Origin of the sequence: Streptomyces sp. DT224, assembly GCF_049844595.1 — a bacterium.
In the GTDB taxonomy this organism is placed as follows: Bacteria; Actinomycetota; Actinomycetes; order Streptomycetales; family Streptomycetaceae; genus Streptomyces.
The window spans coordinates 692013-710991 of sequence record NZ_JBNCLI010000003.1; the positions used below are offsets into that span (position 1 = coordinate 692013).

13 protein-coding genes, 1 rRNA gene and 2 pseudogenes are annotated in these 18979 nt (G+C 70.9%); 5 read left to right on the forward strand and 11 right to left on the reverse strand.

Annotated features, from left to right (window positions below):
- Positions 1-281 precede the first annotated feature (281 nt).
- Positions 282-956 (reverse strand): HAD family hydrolase, encoded by a 675-nt coding sequence (locus ACLQ2N_RS10380; protein ID WP_425811277.1) that lies wholly within the window; start codon positions 954-956, stop codon positions 282-284.
- A gap of 38 nt (positions 957-994) precedes the next feature.
- Positions 995-1501 (reverse strand): DUF6912 family protein, encoded by a 507-nt coding sequence (locus tag ACLQ2N_RS10385; RefSeq protein ID WP_425811279.1) that lies wholly within the window; start codon positions 1499-1501, stop codon positions 995-997.
- Between the two features lie 284 nt (positions 1502-1785).
- On the opposite strand from ACLQ2N_RS10385, the gene ACLQ2N_RS10390 reads away from it, so the two are divergent.
- Positions 1786-2205, forward strand: coding sequence for an Rv3235 family protein (locus tag ACLQ2N_RS10390; RefSeq protein WP_425811281.1), 420 nt, complete (start codon positions 1786-1788; stop codon positions 2203-2205).
- 464 nt (positions 2206-2669) lie between these two features.
- Here the strand turns inward: ACLQ2N_RS10390 and secA are convergent, their stop codons facing one another.
- On the reverse strand, positions 2670-5486 hold the full coding sequence (secA, locus tag ACLQ2N_RS10395) for a preprotein translocase subunit SecA (RefSeq protein WP_425811283.1): 2817 nt from the start codon (positions 5484-5486) through the stop codon (positions 2670-2672).
- Between the two features lie 251 nt (positions 5487-5737).
- Here secA and ACLQ2N_RS10400 point away from each other — a divergent pair.
- Both ACLQ2N_RS10400 and ACLQ2N_RS10405 read left to right on the forward strand, forming a co-directional pair.
- A pseudogene (locus ACLQ2N_RS10400) lies at positions 5738-6327 on the forward strand (GNAT family N-acetyltransferase).
- A 10-nt stretch (positions 6328-6337) separates the two neighbouring features.
- The gene (locus tag ACLQ2N_RS10405; protein ID WP_425811285.1) at positions 6338-7513 is read left to right on the forward strand and encodes a winged helix-turn-helix domain-containing protein; all 1176 of its coding nucleotides are present in this window, start codon (positions 6338-6340) and stop codon (positions 7511-7513) included.
- A gap of 31 nt (positions 7514-7544) precedes the next feature.
- On the opposite strand, the gene ACLQ2N_RS10410 is transcribed toward ACLQ2N_RS10405, so the two are convergent.
- From ACLQ2N_RS10410 to mtnA, 7 genes are all read right to left on the reverse strand, one after another.
- Entirely contained in the window at positions 7545-8300 is a 756-nt protein-coding gene (locus tag ACLQ2N_RS10410; RefSeq protein ID WP_425811287.1) for a response regulator, read from the reverse strand.
- 184 nt (positions 8301-8484) lie between these two features.
- On the reverse strand, positions 8485-9174 hold the full coding sequence (gene hpf, locus ACLQ2N_RS10415) for a ribosome hibernation-promoting factor, HPF/YfiA family (protein ID WP_425811289.1): 690 nt from the start codon (positions 9172-9174) through the stop codon (positions 8485-8487).
- Positions 9175-9496: 322 nt separating this feature from the next.
- Complete coding sequence (locus ACLQ2N_RS10420) at positions 9497-10243, reverse strand: ComF family protein (RefSeq protein WP_425811291.1); 747 nt, start codon at positions 10241-10243, stop codon at positions 9497-9499.
- Between the two features lie 68 nt (positions 10244-10311).
- A complete protein-coding gene (locus tag ACLQ2N_RS10425) occupies positions 10312-12081 on the reverse strand; it encodes an LpqB family beta-propeller domain-containing protein (protein WP_425811355.1) in 1770 nt (589 codons plus the stop codon).
- An 85-nt stretch (positions 12082-12166) separates the two neighbouring features.
- Complete coding sequence (gene mtrB / locus ACLQ2N_RS10430; protein WP_425811293.1) at positions 12167-14191, reverse strand: MtrAB system histidine kinase MtrB; 2025 nt, start codon at positions 14189-14191, stop codon at positions 12167-12169.
- Between the two features lies 1 nt (position 14192).
- Positions 14193-14882, reverse strand: a complete 690-nt coding sequence (gene mtrA / locus ACLQ2N_RS10435) for a two-component system response regulator MtrA (protein WP_005316841.1) — start codon at positions 14880-14882, stop codon at positions 14193-14195.
- Positions 14883-14886: 4 nt separating this feature from the next.
- Complete coding sequence (gene mtnA, locus ACLQ2N_RS10440; protein WP_425811296.1) at positions 14887-16032, reverse strand: S-methyl-5-thioribose-1-phosphate isomerase; 1146 nt, start codon at positions 16030-16032, stop codon at positions 14887-14889.
- Between the two features lie 140 nt (positions 16033-16172).
- Here mtnA and ACLQ2N_RS10445 point away from each other — a divergent pair, with 140 nt between their 5' ends.
- Together ACLQ2N_RS10445 and ACLQ2N_RS10450 are read left to right on the forward strand one after the other, a co-directional pair.
- Positions 16173-17606 (forward strand): glycerophosphoryl diester phosphodiesterase membrane domain-containing protein, encoded by a 1434-nt coding sequence (locus tag ACLQ2N_RS10445; RefSeq protein WP_425811298.1) that lies wholly within the window; start codon positions 16173-16175, stop codon positions 17604-17606.
- Positions 17607-17639: 33 nt separating this feature from the next.
- Positions 17640-18279 (forward strand): annotated as a pseudogene (locus ACLQ2N_RS10450) (DUF4129 domain-containing protein); the annotation flags it as partial.
- Positions 18280-18728: 449 nt separating this feature from the next.
- On the opposite strand, the gene rrf reads toward ACLQ2N_RS10450, so the two are convergent.
- Positions 18729-18845, reverse strand: a 5S ribosomal RNA gene (gene rrf / locus ACLQ2N_RS10455).
- Positions 18846-18979: the final 134 nt, after the last annotated feature.

The window sequence follows — 18979 nt, forward strand, 5'->3', positions numbered from 1 at the left end:
AGGGTCGACGCTATGCCGCGATGAGAGACCGCCGGGACCGTATCGGCCGTTTCCAGCGGCCGGTCCGGGCGGGAGGGATCAGCCGAGGCAGCCCGGGCACGGTGGCGCTCCGGGCGCGGACCGGGGGCTTCGCTGCCCCCGAGGCATATCGCGCTGATCACGGGACCAGGCTATCTCGCCCGCACCGGTGACCGTCACGATCCGGATGTGTACAAAAGAAGGCCGCGAAATTCGACACTTTGGACAGCGCGGACGCGCCGGGCCGAGCCCTCCCGCACCGGCTACCGGGTCAGCTGCTCGGCGAGCGCCATGGCCTCGGTCAGCGTGTCCACGATGGGAACACCGGCCTTCTCCAGGCTGGCACGGCTGTGCGAACCGCCCGTGTAGAGGACGGCCTTGGCACCGGCGTGCGCGGCGGCCACGGCGTCGTCCACCGCGTCACCTATGACGACCGTGCGCTGCGGGGATATCCCGTCCATGGCGGCGAGATGCCGCTCCATGTACTCCGACTTGCTGCCGCCGGACGGACCGGTGCGCCCGTCCACGCGTACGAAGTGCCGCTCGATGCCGAATCCGCGGACGACGGGGACCAGCTCCTCGTGCCGGTACATGCTCATGATCGACTGGCTGTGCCCGGTCAGCTGCCACCGGGCCAGCAGCTCGGCGGCCCCGGCGGTCAGCCCGCAGGCGTCGCGCTGCTCGGTGTAGTGGCGGTGGAAGACCCCGTCCATCCGCTCCCACTCGGCGTCGGTGGGGAGCCGGCCCATCAGCCGCTCGTAGAACCGGGGTATCGGGATGCAGTACATCTCCCGGTACTGCTCCACGGTGATCGGCGCCAGGCCGACCTCGCCGAAGGCGGCGTTGGTCGCGCCGACGACGGCGGTGTTGTCGTCGAGCAGCGTGCCGTTCCAGTCCCAGACCAGATGTGTGCGGTGGTCCCCCGGTGCGATCCCCATGCCGGAAAAGGTACTCGCCCCCACTGACAACGCCCCGCCTACCCGATCAGGCCGGGGATCTCCTGGACCCCGAACCACAGCAGCTCGTGGTCCTCGGCGCCGTCGACGGTGAACTGCGCGTCGTCGTCCCCGAGGTCCGCCGCCCCGAGCGCGGCCGCGGCGGCCGTGACGTCCTCGTCCGCGTCGTCGGAGTCGACGTGCACCGCGGCGGCCTTGGCCAGCGGGACGGCGGAGGCGATCGTGACCTCGCCGAGCGAGGAGCCGTCCAGGATGTGGTCCGGGTCGGCGACCGCGTCCCCGTCGGCCACGTCGACGGCGACGACGACGCGGCGCCGTACGGCCTGCGGGTCCCCGGCGATCAGTCGCAGCGAGGCGGAGGCGGCCCGGCTGAGCGCCGCGTACTCCAGCTCCTCGATGTCGTCGGAGACGTACCACTCACGCAGCGCCGGGGTGACGGCGTAGGCGGTGAGCGGACCGGGTCCCAGCTCACCGGCCCGGTGCGCGGCGGCGAGCCCGGCGAGGGTCAGGGGTACGTACACGCGCATGGCTCGGCCGCTTTCGTAGTCGGAGACGCCTTCAGGATACGTGCGGCATCCCCCTTTGGGGTTACGCGCACGCCCTGGCACCCGTCCACCCGGCGAAGCCCCACTCACCCCCGCGCTCCCCACCGCGCCCGGCCCCCGCACCCTCCCGCCACCCGGACAGGTGAATCCCACCGCGCCCCGCTCACCCTCCCCGACACTTGCGACAAATCCGACTCCCCCGTAGAAGATCCCCAACAGAAGTTACCGCCCGGTAAAGCCGGGCCTCTGGAGCACGGGGGCGACAGATGACCACGAACAGGACCCGGCCCGCAGGACGCCGCGACACCCGCAGGCCCGAAGCCGTACCCGCCCAGCGCCACCGCGTCCCGAGGCGCATGCGCCCCCACCACTGGTTCGCGGAACGCCTGCTCGCGGTCCTGAGCGGCCAGCGCCCGGTCCACTGGATGCTGGGCCACACCATCGGCGACGCCTACGACCAACTGGCCGAACTGGCCCCCACGACCCCTTTGCGCACCCGAGGCACCCGCCCGGTCATCCGCATGTGCCGAGGCGCCCAGCCGGCCCCCGGCGTGGTGGAGGCATGCGCGAGCATCGCCGCGGGCGAGGAAGTCCGAGCCATGGCCTTCCGCCTGGAACAGGGCCCGGACCTCCGCTGGCGCTGCGCGGCGGTGGAACTGGGCAACACCCCGATGCGAACGCGATGAGGGCGCACGAACGGCGGGGGCGGGAACCCCCGGACCGCGAAGCCGGGGACGGCCCCAGGGGGCGGCGTACAAGGCTCGACGAGAGGGCGCAGGAGGACCAGGACCCTTCGGGGGCCGTAGAACGCTCAGAGGGGCGCTGAGGCGGCTGGGGACATGCGCAGGGCTCGGGGGTCACCGCCCCCTCCCAGCCCCACCGGCCCCTCCCAGCCCCACCGGCGCTTGAGGCGCGGGGTCCGGGGCAGAGCCCCGAAACCCACCCCTGCGCGCATCCCAGCCCCTCCGGCGCTTGAGGAGCGGGGCCCGGGGCAGAGCCCCGGTTACGGGAAGGGGCGGGGAGGGGGACAGCCCCGCCGCAGGCGCAACGCACCCCCACCGCCCAACGCAACGACACCGCACCCCGAACGCAACCGGGCCGGACACCACCCGGTGCCCGGCCCAGCCACGACCCACAACGTCAGCGCAAGCTACTTCTTGCGCCGCCGCCCCCCCGAAGACTTCTGCGCCTTACGCCGCTCCGCCCGAGTAAGCCCGTCCGACCCCGCACCGGCCCCCGACCCGGCGTCCGCATTCGCGAAGTCGCCCTCGACGACCCCGCCCTCCCCGTCAACCGTGGGAGCGGAGAAGTGCAGCCGGTCCGGCCGCTGCGGAGCGTCCAGCCCCTTGGCCCGGATCTCCGGCCGCCCGGCCGGCACCGCGTCCTCCTTGGACAGCGAGGTCGCCGCGTCCTCCACCGGCACCTCCTCGACCTGCTGCTCGACCTGGACCTCCAGGTTGAACAGGTAGCCGACGGACTCCTCCTTGATGCCCTCCATCATGGCGTTGAACATGTCGAAGCCCTCGCGCTGGTACTCGACCAGCGGGTCCTTCTGCGCCATGGCCCGCAGGCCGATGCCCTCCTGGAGGTAGTCCATCTCGTAGAGGTGTTCACGCCACTTGCGGTCCAGGACGGACAGCACCACGCGCCGCTCCAGCTCACGCATGATCTCGGAGCCGAGCGTCTTCTCCCGCTGGTCGTACTGCTCGTGGATGTCTTCCTTGACCGACTCGGCGATGAACTCCGCGGTGACCCCGGCCAGATCCCCCGCGGTCTCCTCCAGCTCGGCCACGGTGACCTTCACCGGGTAGAGCTGCTTGAACGCGCCCCACAGCCGGTCGAGGTCCCACTCCTCGGCGAAGCCCTCCGCCGTCTCCTGGCGGATGTAGTCGTCGATCGTGTCGTCCATGAAGTGGCGGATCTGCTCCTGGAGGTCCTCGCCCTCCAGGACCCGGCGCCGCTCGCCGTAGATGACCTCACGCTGCCGGTTGAGCACCTCGTCGTACTTCAGGACGTTCTTGCGCGTCTCGAAGTTCTGCTGCTCGACCTGCGACTGCGCGGAGGCGATGGCCCGCGTGACCATCTTGTTCTCGATCGGCACGTCGTCCGGCACGTTGGCCATCGACATGACGCGCTCGACCATCTGCGCCTTGAACAGCCGCATCAGGTCGTCACCGAGGGACAGGTAGAAGCGGGACTCACCCGGGTCCCCCTGACGGCCGGAACGACCGCGCAGCTGGTTGTCGATGCGGCGCGACTCGTGGCGCTCGGTGCCCAGCACGTAGAGCCCGCCGAGCGCCTTGACCTCCTCGAACTCCGCCCGCACGGACTCCTCGGCCTTCTCCAGCGCGGCGGGAAGGGCGGCCGCCCACTCCTCGACGTGCTCGACGGGGTCGAGACCGCGCTGGCGGAGCTCCGCCTCGGCGAGGTCGTCCGGGTTGCCGCCGAGCTTGATGTCGGTGCCTCGTCCGGCCATGTTCGTCGCGACGGTCACCGCGCCCTTGCGGCCGGCCTGGGCGACGATCGTCGCCTCCCGGTCGTGCTGCTTGGCGTTGAGCACCTCGTGCTGGACACCGCGCTTGGAGAGCTGCTGCGAGAGGTACTCCGACTTCTCGACGGAGGTGGTGCCGACCAGGATCGGCTGCCCCTTCTCGTGCTTCTCCGCGATGTCGTCCACGACGGCGGCGAACTTCGCGACCTCCGTGCGGTAGATCAGGTCCGACTGGTCGAGGCGCTGCATCGGCCGGTTCGTCGGGATCGGCACGACGCCCAGCTTGTAGATCTGGTGGAACTCGGCGGCCTCGGTCATCGCCGTACCGGTCATGCCGGAGAGCTTGTTGTACAGGCGGAAGAAGTTCTGCAGGGTGATCGTCGCGAGCGTCTGGTTCTCGTCCTTGATGTCCACCCCTTCCTTCGCCTCGATCGCCTGGTGCATGCCCTCGTTGTAGCGGCGGCCGGCGAGGATACGGCCGGTGTGCTCGTCGACGATCATGACTTCGCCGTCGATGACGACGTAGTCCTTGTCCTTCTTGAAGAGTTCCTTGGCCTTGATGGCGTTGTTGAGGTACCCGACGAGGGGGGTGTTCACCGACTCGTACAGGTTGTCGATACCGAGCCAGTCCTCGACCTTGGACACACCGGACTCGTGGATCGCCACGGTCCGCTTCTTCTCGTCGACCTCGTAGTCGCCGGTCTCCTCGATGCCCTTGAGCGGGTTGCCCGCCTCGCCCTTGCTGAGGCGCGTGACCAGCTTGGCGAAGTCGCCGTACCACTTGGTGGCCTGGTCGGCGGGACCGGAGATGATCAGCGGCGTACGGGCCTCGTCCACCAGGATCGAGTCGACCTCGTCCACGATCGCGAAGTTGTGGCCGCGCTGGACCAGCTCGTCCTTCGACCACGCCATGTTGTCGCGGAGATAGTCGAACCCGAACTCGTTGTTCGTGCCGTACGTGATGTCGCAGGCGTACTGCTCGCGGCGCTGGGCCGGCGTCATGTTCGCGATGATGCAGCCGACGTCGAGGCCGAGGAACTTGTGGACCCGGCCCATCATCTCGGAGTCACGCGAGGCCAGGTAGTCGTTCACCGTGATCAGGTGGACGCCGTCGCCGGACAGGGCGTTCAGATATGCGGGCAGCGTGCCGACGAGGGTCTTGCCCTCACCGGTCTTCATCTCGGCCACATAACCGAGGTGCAGCGCGGCGCCGCCCATGATCTGGACGTCGTAGTGGCGCTGGCCGAGAACGCGCTTGGCCGCCTCGCGGACGGTGGCGAACGCCTCCGGGAGCAGGTCGTCCAGGCTCTCGCCGTCCGCGTACCGTTCCTTGTACTCGTCGGTGAGCGCCCGCAGCTCGGCGTCGGAGAGGTTGACGAAGTCCTCTTCGATGGAGCTGACCTGGTCCGCGATGCGGTGCAGTTTGCGCAGGATCTTGCCTTCGCCTGCACGCATGAGCTTGTTGAAGACGGACACTGAGGCTGGTCTCCTTGCCGGTCGGGCCTGGGCACTGGGTCGTGTGATGGACTCGGGCACGGGCACGGCAGGTGGGCCCCACCGCAACGGTCATCGTAAGCGAGGACCCCGCCGCGCCGGGAGGGCTGCCACCGCGTTGTCCCCGCGGTGCCCTTCAGAGTCAACGGACGAAGGGCACCGAAGGTGCCGGGGAACCACGAAAAGTACTCGCGTCACCACCGGCACCTCACCAGAATCCCTTCATGGAACTCCTGGAACCGATCGCCCTCACCACCGACCGCCTGCTGCTGCGCCCCTTCACCTCCGACGACACCGACGCGGTGTACGAGGCGTGCCAGGACCCGGACATCCAGCGCTGGACGGTCGTCCCTCGCCGTACGCGCGCTCGGACGCGGAGTTCTTCACCGAGCGCCTCTCGCCCGACGGCTGGCGGGACGGCTCGATGTACAACTTCGCCATTGTCCCCCGCGAGGGCGGGCCCCTGATAGGCGCGCTCGGCATCAACCGCCGCACCGGCCCCGGCCTGTACGAGGTCGGCTTCTGGACCGCGAAGGAGCAGCGCGGCCGCGGCTTCATGACCGAGGCCGTGCTGTGCGCCGCCCGGTGGGCCTTCACCGCGCTCGGCTGCGACCGGCTGGAGTGGAAGGCCGAGACCGGCAACGTCCCGTCGCGGGCCGTCGCCCTGCGTGCGGGCTTCCGCATGGAGGGTGAGCAGCGCTCGGGCCTGCTCAACAAGGGCGTGCGCCGCGATACGTGGGTGGGCGCGCTGCTTCCCGCGGACCTCGGCCTGCCGGGCACCGCCCCCTACGTTCCGGCGACCGGTGTCAGTGCCGCCCCCTAGAGTGCGGAGCATGACGTCTGTGCAGCCACCCGCAGTCGAACTCTCCGCCGACCAGGCCCGCAGGATGGCCCTGCGTGCCCAGGGCTTCCTGGGCGCCCCGGACCGCCGGTCGGGGGTCCCGGGGGTGCTGCGCCACCTCGGCGCCGTACAGCTGGACACGATCTCGGTGCTGGCCCGCTCGCACGAGCTGATCCCGTACGCGCGCCTCGGCGCGATCGGGCGGCGCACGGTCGAGGAGGCGTACTGGTCGGGCGGCCGCGCCTTCGAGTACTGGTCGCACGCGGCGTGCATCCTGCCCGTCGAGGAGTGGCCGCACTTCGCGTTCCGGCGGCGTGCCTACCGGGCCCGGCCGCAGTGGTCCCACGACCTGCCGGACGGCGCGTACGACACCGTCATCAAGCAGCTGACCGCGGAGGGCCCGCTGACGGCGACGGAGCTGGGCGGCGCGAAGAACGGCGGGGAGTGGTGGGACTGGTCCGCCTCGAAGGTCGCCGTCGAACGGGCCCTGATGTACGGCGAGGTGGTCTGCACCGAGCGGCGCGGCTGGAAGCGGGTCTACGACCTCGCGGAGCGCGCCCTGCCGGACACCGTGCTGCACGACGACCTGGACGACGCGGAGTGCCTGCGCCGGCTCGTGGCGCTCGCCGGGCAGTCGCTGGGCGTGGGCACCCGGGCGGACATCGCCGACTACCACCGCCTGAAGGGCGAGCAGTTCGACGCCGTGGTGGCGGACTCCGGGCTCGTGCCGGTGGCCGTGGAGGGCTGGTCGAAGCCCGCCTGGGCGGACCCGGTGGCACTGGCCTCCGAGCCCCGCGGCCGGCACCGGACGACGCTTCTCTCGCCGTTCGACTCGCTGGTCTGGGAGCGGGCGCGGACCGAGCGGATCTTCGGCTTCACCCACCGCCTCGAGGCGTACGTGCCCAAGCAGAAGCGGGTCCACGGCTATTTCGCGATGCCGCTACTGGCCGGCGGGCGGCTTCAGGGCCGCGTCGATCCGGCCCGCGAGGGGACGACGCTGATCGCCCGGCAGGTGTCCCTGGCGGGCGCGAAAGCCGTGGCACCGATGGCCCAGGCCCTCGTGGAAGCGGCTTCCTGGGTCGGCTGCACGGGTGTCCGCCTCGAACGGGTGGAGGCCCCGGAGCTGCGCGGTCCGCTCGTGGCAGAAATCGGCCGCCTCCTGAGCTGACCGCACCCGGTGCGCCGTCCGTCGCGCCGGTTCACCGGATCTCCAGGATCTTCTCCCGCATGGCGTAGACGACCGCTTCCATCCGGGAGTGGAGCTGAAGCTTCTCCAGAATGTTGCGGACGTGGTTCTTCACGGTGTTCTCGGAAATGAACAGTTCCTTCGCGATATCGCGATTGTTCATGCCGGTGGCGACCAGTTTGAGGACTTCCAGTTCCCGTTCGGTGAGCCGGGGCGCCGGCACCAGCCGGCGTTCGTCGGTGCGCTGGATCATCGACTTGAACTCGGTGAGCAGTTTCGACGCCATGGACGGGCTGATCTGGGACTGCCCGTCGGCGACGGCGCGAATCGCGGTGGAGACCTCGTCCGTGGAGATCTCCTTGAGGAGATACCCCGTCGCCCCGGCCTTGATCGCCTCGTAGAGATCGGCTTCCTCGTCGCTGATCGTCAGCATGATGATCTTCGCGCTGGGGGCCACTTCCTTGATGGACGTACAGGCTTCGATTCCGCCGCGCCGGGGCATCCGGACGTCCATCAGCACGATGTCCGGGAGCAGGTCGGCTGCCTTGTCGACCGCCTCGGCGCCGTCCCCGGCCTCACCGACGACCTCGATGTCCTCCTCGTGCGCGAGGACGATCTCCAGACCTCTGCGGAAGAGCGCATGGTCGTCGACCACCAGGACCCGGATGGGCTCCTTGCGGTAGCCGCTGTCCCGGTCCGCACCGCCGAGGCCGCGTGCGGCGTCGTCGGCCTCACTCGCGTCGCGCACGGGCCCGAAGGTGTCCGCCATCGTTCCTCCCCCTGAAGGCCACGGCCTGAAGTTCACGAATGTCCGCCAACGGCAGTTCACAGAGCACCGATTGGCTTGGCTGCCATGATTTCATGCCGGGACGTCAGTGCGGTGATGACTTGGTGACAGACGGGTGCCCCCGGGGGCGCACGGACGCTTCCAGGGGCACCACTCGATGGTGGCGTCAGCCGCCGAGCGCGCCGCCCGCGCCGCCCGCCTCGTCGGCGGCCAGCGGGTCGGTCCTCAGATGAATGACACCGTAGTCGTAGGCGTGCCGCCGGTAGACGACACTGGGTTCCTTCGTCTCGTTGTCCACGAACAGATAGAAGTCGTGTCCGACCAGTTCCATCTCGTAGAGGGCCTGGTCGAGCGACATGGGCGCCGCGACGTGCGTCTTCTCGCGCATCACCAGCGGTCCATCGCCCTGCACCTCGAGCGAACCGACCCTGGTGGTGGGTACGGCCGGTGCCGTCTCGTCGGGAATCAGCTCGCCGTCACCATTGAAGGACGCCGCGTCCGGCACCATCTCTCCGACCTCGGCAGCGGGAATGCGTCCCGTGCCCCGGCGGCTGTAGCGCTTGTCGTGCTGCTTGCGCAGCCGGGCCTCCAGCTTTCCGGTGGCCAGGTCCAGCGCTGCGTACGGGTCGCCTGCGGCCGCTTCTGCCCTGATGACCGGTCCACGCGAGCGGAGGGTGATCTCCACCCGGTCGGAGCGGTCTGCCTGACGGGGGTTCGGCTCCTTGGACACCTCCACGTCGAGGCTGATCACCTTGCCGTCGAACTTCTGGATCTTGTCCAGCTTCAGCTTCTCGGCCACGTGCTTGCGGAACCGCTCGGGCACCTCGGTCTTGCGGCCCTTGACGACGATGTCCACGCAGAACTCCGTTCCCGGATCACTCCGCTCGACGGCGGAGCATCTCCCTTTTGCACCAGGCCCCGGTGATGGCCGGGACCGCGGACTCGGTGACTTCCACCTCCTCCTCCCCAGCCGGCCGGGTTTCCACCCCACCGGATTTCCGGTTTCCGAACCACTGGCGGGTCGCCTGCCCGAAACCTGATGGTGCATTCGTCGAGGGCCGGCATTCACCATTCCTCACAACCGAACATAGCCTGCTCGGACGGATGTCGGCACCCGCTACTCGCCCGTACCTCCGTTCAGGTCACTTCGCCCACTCACTACCTGCAACGATGCAAGTTCATTTCCAGTTCCGGTTTATTTCGCTGCCGACGGGACATGCTGCGTCGAAGGCCGACGGGGAAGCCGCGACCACGGCCGCGCCGCGTACGCAGGGCTCCGCGCGCCCGCACGCGGCGTCGAGCGCCCGGGCCGCCTCGGCCAGCGTGGCCCCCGTGGTCAGCAGGTCGTCCACCAGCACCACCCGTCCGGCGGTGAGCAGCCGCCCACCCCCGGCCACCACGGCCAGCGCACCGGCCAGGTTGGCCCGGCGCTCCGCCGCGGTCAGACCCGACTGGTCGGTCACCGGCCGCCGCTGCCGCAGCACCGCGGCAACGGTCGCCGGGACGCCCGTCCGCCGCAACCGGGCGGCCGCCGCCAGCGCGATCCGGCGCGCCGGGTCGTGCCCGCGCGCCGCGACAGCCCTGCGCGCGGAAGGCACCGGTACGAGCAGCAGCGGTCCTCCGTCCCGGTCCCGCCCCGCCCCGGCCCGTACCGCCCCCGCCAGGGCCCGGCCGAGGGGACGCGCCATCGCGAGCACGCCACGCTCCTTGTGGGCCAGCAGGACCGCCCGTGCCGCGCCCTCGTACCCGGCGGCGGCATGCACCACGGGCAGCCCGGGCGGCTCCGGCGAGGGCCGCACCCGGCGCGGCGCTCCGCCGTGCACCTGCGCGCCGCACGCTTCGCACAGCTCCGTCCGCGCCCTGCCGCAGCCGCTGCAGGACACCGGAAGAACGAGCCCGCTGATCTCCCGCCACCACCTCCGCACACCTCAACTGTGCCCCTCGCGGAGCCGGCGGGCCACCCCTGTGGAAAACCCCCGGCCGGGCTGCGGCGTCAGCCCGGGTAGACGAGCGCCGAGCCCTCCTTGAGCACGGTCTGCCAGTTGTCCCCGGGGAGGAGCTTGACTATGCCGTCGCCGAAGGTGTCCGCCATCAGCGGCAGCTGTTCGTCGTCGGCGGCGGCGATGGCCAGCACCTGGTTCACCCCGGGCAGGACGCCCGAGGAGGGGGCCGAGCCGTCCGCCTGCACGTAACGGACCTGCTGCACGCCGCCCTGCTCCTTGCCGACGACCACGAGGCGGCTGCGGCCGGACCAGGACACCGCCGTCACATCCGCGAACTGCGGCGCCGCCTGGCGCAGGTCGACCACGGACACCTGGGCGTCGTTCTGCCGGCCGAGCCGTTCGATCCGGCCGATCTTCAGCGTCGTGTGGCCGTCCTTCGTCAGCAGCAGCGCTATGCGCACCCCGTCCGAGGAGAGCCGCAGCCCGGCGATGCGGCTGCCGCCCAGGCTCGGCACGGACACTTCCTGCGACGTGCCGGTGCCGTGGGGCAGCCTCAGCAGCCTGGGGTTGTCCGGGTCCCGGTCGGCGACCCAGAGATCGCCCAGGCCGTCCCAGCTCGGCGCGGTCAGCCGGTCCTCGGGGTCGGCCGCCTTGCTCGTCAGGGACGGCTCCGGGAGCTCGCCGTCCGCCGCGATGGAGGCGACGTAGAGCGACCTGTTGTGCTGGGAGAGCGCCGCCGCCGACTGCTCGTCCCTGGCCACCCCGACCGCGTTCACCTTCAGCGCGCCGTCGCCGAAGGGGCCGGCCACCGGCTCCGGCTCGCCGCTGCCTCTGGTGCTGCCCGGAATGCGCTCCACCCGGCCCTTGGCGTCGACGAAGTACTGGCTGTCGGGTCCGCCCGACGAGCCGTCGGGGGCGTACTCCTCGGCCTGGTCCGCGTCGAGCACGCACAGCGGCGAACCGTCGGAACGCTGCAGCTCCACCTGCTCGACCCGCGCGGATGTCAGGTCCCGCAGGGTGAAGAGGACCTGCGAGGCCATCATCCGGCAGACCCGCTGCCCGGTCCCGTCCGCGTTCTTGTTGAGCGGGACCTTCAGGACGTTGCGGTCGTCCGGCGTCAGCGAGGCGACCCCCTTCCGCAGGTCCGTCCCCTTGGGGAAGCGGGAGGCGACGACCGGCCGCAGCCAGTCGGTCGGGCCCCGCAGAAGGCTGCGGACCGCCTGCGTCACGGTGTCCATCCCCGTCGCGGGGTCGGTCCGGTTGCGGAGGTAGACGGGGTCGGCGACGAGGGTCGCCTCCGCGTCGGACCGGCCGGTCGCGAAGTAGTACTTATTGACCGAGCGGTACAGCCGCTTGAAGTCGGACTGGCCGAGCACCAGGCCGTCCGACACGAAATCGATGCGCCATTCCTTGCCCTCCGGCGTCTTCTCCCGCACCAGGTGGACCGTGCGGGAGTAGTCCGTCGGCACGAGCGGCTGGTACGCGTTCTGCGCGTCGACCGTCGCCACCTGCTCCCCGGTCAGGGTGTAGCTGACCTCGGTCGCACTGCGGTCATGGTCGCGGACCGGGCGGTCGCTCCGGTTGGGCGCCTTGGCCAGCACGATGGTCTCCGCGCTCGGCTTCCACCGCCGCGACGCCTCCTTGGTGAGGTACTTGCGCGTCATCCGGAAGTCGGAGTCGTCGCTGGTCATCGACTCAAGGAAGCCGTCCACCACCTCGTTCGGGGTGGCGCCGTCCCGTGGAGCGACCGCGTACACCTGCACCTGGGAGTCGCCGGGCTGCGAGGCGTCGACGGCCTTGACGTCCCCGGACACGGGCATCGACCCGCACGCCGACAGCACGAGCGCGCCGCATCCGACCAGCACGGTCACCCCCACCACACGCCCACGGCCGCCCTGACGACGGTCAGTCCTCACGGATCGTGTCCTCCCACCCGGGTTCGCGCCCCGGAGAGTCGTTGTGACCGGCCTGCCGTTCCTCCGAAGGACGCGGCACCACCCGTGCCCCGTTGCCCGGCAGGGCCGCCGGATGCACCGACGCGGGCGCGGTCCTCGCCGCCGCGGCCCGGCCCGGGACCGGAAGCGAGGCGCGGCCCGTACCGGTGTGCTGCGAGGGCACGGCCAGCAGCCGGTGCCCGCCGCCCGTGGCGGAGGTGTCCTCGGCCCGCTCCCGGCTCTCCCGGTTGCGCCGCGAGTCCTCGGGCTCCAGTGGTATCGGCGAGCCCCGCAGCGGCTCGTCCGCCGTACGCGGCAGCGTCAGCCGGAACTGGGAACCGCCGCCGGGCTCGCCCCACGCCTGAAGCCAGCCGCCGTGCAGCCGCGCGTCCTCCACCGCGATGGAGAGGCCCAGGCCGGTGCCGCCGGTGGTCCGGGCCCGGGCGGGGTCGGCCCGCCAGAAGCGGTTGAAGACCCGGGTCGCCTCGCCGGGCTTCAGACCCACGCCGTAGTCCCGGACGGCGACGGCGACCGCTCCGCCGGCCGCGCCCATGCGCACGACCACATCGCGCCCTTCGCCGTGCTCGACGGCGTTGACGACGAGGTTGCGCAGGACCCGCTCGACGCGCCGCGCGTCGGCCTCGGCGATCACCGGCTGCTCGTCACCGACGATCCTGATCCGGGTGCCCTTGCGCTCGGCGAGCGGCTCGGCGCCGCCGATCACCCGGCGCACCACCTGCCGCAGGTCTATCGGCTCCGCCTCCAGCGCGGCGGCGCCGGCGTCGAAGCGGCTGATCTCCAGCAGGTCGGAGAGAAGCGACTCGAAGCGGTCGAGCTGGTCGCCCAGGAGCTCGGCCGACCGGGCCGTGATGGGATCGAAGTCGGCCCGTGCCTCGTGGATGACGTCGGCGGCCATCCGTACCGTCGTCAGGGGCGTACGCAGCTCGTGCGAGACGTCCGAGACGAACCGCCGCTGCATCCGGGACAGCTCCTCCAGTTGCTGGATCTTCAGCTGGAGACTCTGCGCCATCTTGTTGAATGCCTCGCCGAGCCGGGCGATGTCGTCCTCGCCCGTGACCTTCATCCGTTCCTGGAGCCGGCCGGCGGAGAGCCGTTCGGCGATGCCCGCGGCCATGCGTACGGGGGTGACGACCTGGCGCACCACGAACCAGGCGATGGCGCCCAGCAGCACCACCACGAACAGGCCGGCGGTCGCCAGCGTGCCCTTGACGAGGTTCAGCGACTTCTCCTCCTGCGTCAGCGGGAAGACGTAGTAGAGCTGGTACGGGTCGCGGTCGATGTCGTAGAGGCGCTTGCCGACGATGAGGCCGGGCTGGGACTCCTGCCCGTTCTCGTACTCGATCAGCGAGTACGTCTGGAAGGCGCCGGGGCCTTTGTTCACCGCGTCCCGCAGGCTCTGCGGAATAGTCGCCGCCTTGACGTGCCCCGAACCACGGGGCGCGCGGGCCCCCTCGTCGGCACTGAGCGCCATCACGTTGAAGGCGTTCTTGCCGCCACTGGCGAGCTGGTCGACGAGCTCGGTGCGCCAGGAGTTGTTCTCAATCGTGCCGTCCGCCGCGTCGTCGCCCTGGCCGGCGACGGGGATGAGCGGCGCGTTGGCCTTCTCCTGGGCGGCCGCGAAGCCGCCCGCGGCCTGTGTCTGGGCCGCCTTGCCCTTCGCGTCGAGCAGGCCGTTGCGCACCTGCCCGATCACGACGAGGCCGAGCAGCAGCACCACTCCGAGCGACATCAGCAGCGTGCCCGCGACGACCCGCAGCTGGAGGTTGCGCCGCCACAGCCGGACGACGGGCAGCAGCGGGCGCCGCACCCAGCGCATCAGCAAGCGCGGCACCGGCCCGCCGGGCGCCCGGTCCTGGAACAACCGGCCGCCCTGCAGGAAGCGCTCGACGGGGGACGAGGTGCGCCCCGAACCGGCAGCCCGCTCCGCACGGACTCCCGGCTCCCCGGGCTTCGGAGCAGTGCTACCCAGGGACATGTCAGCTCGGTCCGGCCTTGTAACCGACGCCTCGCACGGTCACCACGATCTCCGGCCGCTCCGGGTCCTTCTCGACCTTGGAGCGGAGCCGCTGCACATGCACGTTGACCAGACGGGTGTCCGCCGCGTGCCGGTAACCCCAGACCTGCTCCAGGAGCACCTCACGGGTGAAGACCTGCCACGGCTTGCGCGCGAGCGCGACCAGCAGGTCGAACTCCAGCGGCGTCAGGGCGATGGACTGCCCGTCCCGCTTCACCGAGTGCCCGGCGACGTCTATGACCAGGTCCCCGATGGTCAGCTGCTCCGGGGCCGGCTCTTCGGACCTGCGCAGACGTGCCCTGATCCGGGCCACCAACTCCTTCGGTTTGAACGGCTTGACGATGTAGTCGTCGGCCCCGGACTCCAGGCCCACCACCACGTCAACCGTGTCGCTCTTGGCAGTCAGCATGACGATCGGCACACCCGACTCGGCCCTGATCAGCCTGCAGACCTCGATGCCGTCCCTGCCGGGCAGCATGAGGTCGAGCAGGACCAGGTCCGGCTTCGCCTCTCGAAATGCAGCAAGTGCCTTGTCGCCGTCCGCTACGAACGACGGCTCGAAACCCTCACCACGCAGCACAATCCCGAGCATCTCGGCCAGTGCGGTGTCGTCGTCGACGACAAGGACGCGTCCCTTCATAAACGACATCATCCCATTAGCTAATCGTTACCTGCGATGATCTGGCACACAGCTCTGCCAGCCCGGCCCCCGTGACCGGCGAGATTACGCCCTCTTCCGTGACGATCGCCGTGACCAGCTCCGGCGGCGTGACATCGAAGGCGGGGTTGTACGACTGGGTCCCCACCGGGGCGACGAGCACCCCGCCCGCCTCCTCGTCCCCCGCTCCGCACGTCGGGGGTGTGAGCTCCGTCACTTCCCTTCCGGAGCGCTGCTCCACGGTGATGGACGCCCCGTCCGCGGTCAGCAGATCCACGGTCGTCGTCGGCGCGACCACGATGAACGGTACGTGGTGGTACTTGGCGAGCACCGCCAGCGGATAGCTCCCCACCTTGTTGGCCACCGACCCGTCCGCGGCGATGCGGTCCGCCCCGATCAGCACGGCGTCCACCTCCCCCGCCGCGAAGAGCGACCCCGCAGCGTTGTCGGTGAGCAGGCTGTACGGCATGCCGTTGCGCGCCGCCTCGTACGCGGTCAGCCGGGCGCCCTGCAGCAGCGGACGGGTCTCGTCCACCCACAGCCGCCTCAGCCGGCCTTCCCGGTGGGCCCCGAGTGCCACCGCGAAGGCGGTGCCCTCGCCTCCGGAGACGAGCGCCCCCGTGTTGCAGTGGGTCAGCAGCCGGTGGCCCCCGCCCGGAACCAGCTCGTCCAGCAGGGCGAGCCCGTGCAGGGCCATCCGCCCGCTGGCCTCGGCGTCCTCCCGGTGCAGCGCCTTGGCCTCCGTCAGCGCGGCCGCTCCCGCCTGCTCCTGACCGGCCCCCTTGTCGAGCGCCGCCCAGTACGCCGCGGCGGCCCGGCGCACGCCGTACCCCAGGTTCACAGCAGTGGGCCGCGCCCGCTCCAGAAGCCCGGTGGCCTCCGCCACGTCATAGCCCCGCACCGCCGCCAGGGCCACTCCGTAAGCTCCGGCGATCCCCAGCAGGGGTGCTCCCCGCACGGCGAGCGTCCTGATCGCGTCCACCAGAGCCGGCACGTCGGTGCACACCAGCTCCGTCTCCTCCGCGGGCAGCCGCCGCTGGTCGAGCAGCACCAGCACGGGGCCTTCCGGAGGTTCGTCCCATCGAATTGAGGGCAGCCCGGCGGGCTCGCTGCCCACGGGCGGTTGCGTGTCCTGATCAGCCATCCGCCCAGTCTGCCCGGTGACCCGCCCGGACCTGAAGGCACGAGCCGGTCACAGGGCCGGGCCCGGCCGGTATCGACGCGTGGCACGATGGCTGCCAGCCTGACGCCGCGACGCGCGGACAGGACCGCGAAGGAGCGACAATGAACGACACTCCGGGCTGGGCCTCGCCCGGATCCGCCCCCTCCGACGACGAGCAGGCGAACGGCCGCGAAACGGACCACCGAGCGCCGGCCGACCGCGAAGCGGCAGATCGAGAAACGGCTGGTCGGAAGACGGCGGATCAGGACGCGGCAGGTGGGAACGCGGACCGTCGGGAGAGCGACGGCCGGGCAACAGCCGCCCGGGAGACGGACCGCCTCGAAACGGGGATCCCCCGCCCCTCCGAGCCGGCCGACGAGACCGCTCCCTCGGGGACCTGGGCCGCCCAGCAACCGCCCGCCGGCCAGTGGTCCCCTCCGGGCCCCACCGGTACCGGCCCCGGCACCCCACCGCCCCGCCCGGGCCGGGGCGCCCGGGCACACCGCCCCGGTGCCGGCCCCGGCTGGGACTCCCCGCCGCGGGAAACCGGATGGGGCACTCCGCCGCAAGGAACGGGTTGGGGCGGCCCGCCGCCGGCGGCGAAGCCCGGCGTCATCCCGCTCCGGCCGCTCGGCATCGGCGAGATCCTGGACGGCGCCGTCTCCACCATGCGCGCCCACTGGCGCACGATCCTCGGCATCACGCTCGCGGTCGCCGTGATCGCCCAGGCCGCCATCCTCCTCATCCAGCGCAATCTGCTGCCGGACCCTCCCTCTCTCGACAGCGACGCCACCGGCTCCGAGGCGCTGCGTCAGGCCACCGAATCGCTCCGGTACAGCCTCCTCGACCTCGCCCCGCCCCTGCTCATCTCGATGCTGGCCACGATCTTCACCACGTCGGTACTGACCGTGGTGATCAGCCGCTCGGTGCTGGGCCGCCCAGTCACCCTGTCCGAAGCCTGGGCCGAAGCCCGCCCCAGGCTCCTCCCCCTGCTGGGCCTGACCCTCCTGCTCGCCGTCATGGGCGGAGCGATCATGACGGCCGGCATCCTCCCCGGGTTCCTGATCGGCGACGCGGCGGGAGTCGGCCTCGCATTCCTCGGGCTGCTTGCCGCGACAGCCGTCTTTCTCTGGCTGTCGGTCCGATTCAGCCTGGCCGCTCCCGCGCTGATGCTGGAACGGCAGCCGGTAGCCACCGCCATGCGGCGCTCCGCGAAGCTGGTGCGGGGCGCCTGGTGGCGGACGTTCGGCATCCTCGCGCTGACCTGGCTGCTGACGCTGATCGTGGGGCTGGTGGTCGGCATCCCCTTCGGCGTCGTCGCGATGGGCGTGGACGACGGCACCCTGAGCTCCCTCCTCTCCGGGGAAACCACCGAGTTCGGCTGGCCGTTCCTGATCGTCTCCGCCCTCGGTGACGTGGTCGCCGCCACCATCACGTATCCGCTCTCCGCCGGCGTCACGGCCCTTCTCTACGTGGACCAGCGCATCCGCCGCGAAGCGCTCGACCTCGACCTGGCCAGGGCGGCGGGGCTGCCCGGCTTCGACAACAGGACCTGACACCGTGTCGGGGCAGGCGAGACGGCGGCACGACTGCGGGTACGAGCGAGCGGCGGCGCCCCCGCGGGCACCGGCCGTCTGCCGGCCCAGCAGGCGGCCGGCGTGAACTGTCCAAGGGCGCGTACCAGGAGCACGACCCGCACCCCCTCCAACGCGCTCCGGACCACCTGTGGGCCTGGTTCAGCGATGTCCTCTCAGCGGCCTCCGTCGCCGCACCGGTCGGGCCTGGCGGACCTGCTCGTTGTCGTCCTGGCGGCCGCGTTCCGGTGGCGGCCGGGCCTCCGTAATCCGGCCGGAAGTCCACCGAAGCGCTCGTCGAGCACGCTCCACGCAGTACCGCAGACCGTCGTGTCGCCGCCGAGATCCATGCGGCAGCCGGACGCTGGAACCAAGCCGTCCAGTAACGGATGTGTGCCGTCGTCCGCCCTCTCGAGGAGCGGTCCCTGCTGGAGCCACGCCCGGGACGCATAGCCGAGGAAGCGGCCGCAGGAGCAGGCCGCGCCCTTCCCGCGTGTACGACGCACGCATACGGGCAGCGGCCCGGGGCTTCGACGACGTCACATACGGGGGCCGCTCCGCCGACCGAGCCGCGTACCTGACACCGCTCCACCTCGACCGCGCCATCGAGACCGCCACCCCGCGACTGGCCGACGCCCGCGCGAGGGCAGCCGAACGACACCGGTCACCGCCACGTCCCCCCTCTGCCACCTCCAGATCTGCCGCGCCTCACCAGATCTGGCTCCGCTCCCGCGGAGTGCTGCTCGCCCTCCCCGTGCTGGTAATCGCTGCCATAGCCTTGGCGGCCATCCGCTGGGGGACCAGCACAGCTGCCTCACCCACCGCCCGGCGGATCGCTACGGCAGCCGGAGTGCACGCGAACCTCGCCGTCCCCGTGGTCGCACGGCCCCCATATGCGACGCCCAGTGCCTTGGTGCCGACGCCTGCTACCCCGCCGGGGCCCTGCCCTCCGTACTCCTTCTGCGCCGGCCGGCAGCCGACGACACTGTCCTGCTCGGCTCGCGTTCTCACACGCAGGAAGGGCACGGAGTTCGCTGACGATTGGTCGGGCCGAGAACGCAGAAAAGCCCCGTGCCAGCGGCACGGGGCTTTCCCACAATAATTGTTCGGCGGCGTCCTACTCTCCCACAGGGTCCCCCCTGCAGTACCATCGGCGCTGAAAGGCTTAGCTTCCGGGTTCGGAATGTAACCGGGCGTTTCCCTAACGCAATGACCACCGAAACACTATGAAATTAACCAACACCGGATGAAAACACGGCCGTTCGTTATTTCAGAACTAACACAGTGGACGCGAGCAACTGAGGACAAGCCCTCGGCCTATTAGTACCAGTCAGCTCCACCCGTTACCGGGCTTC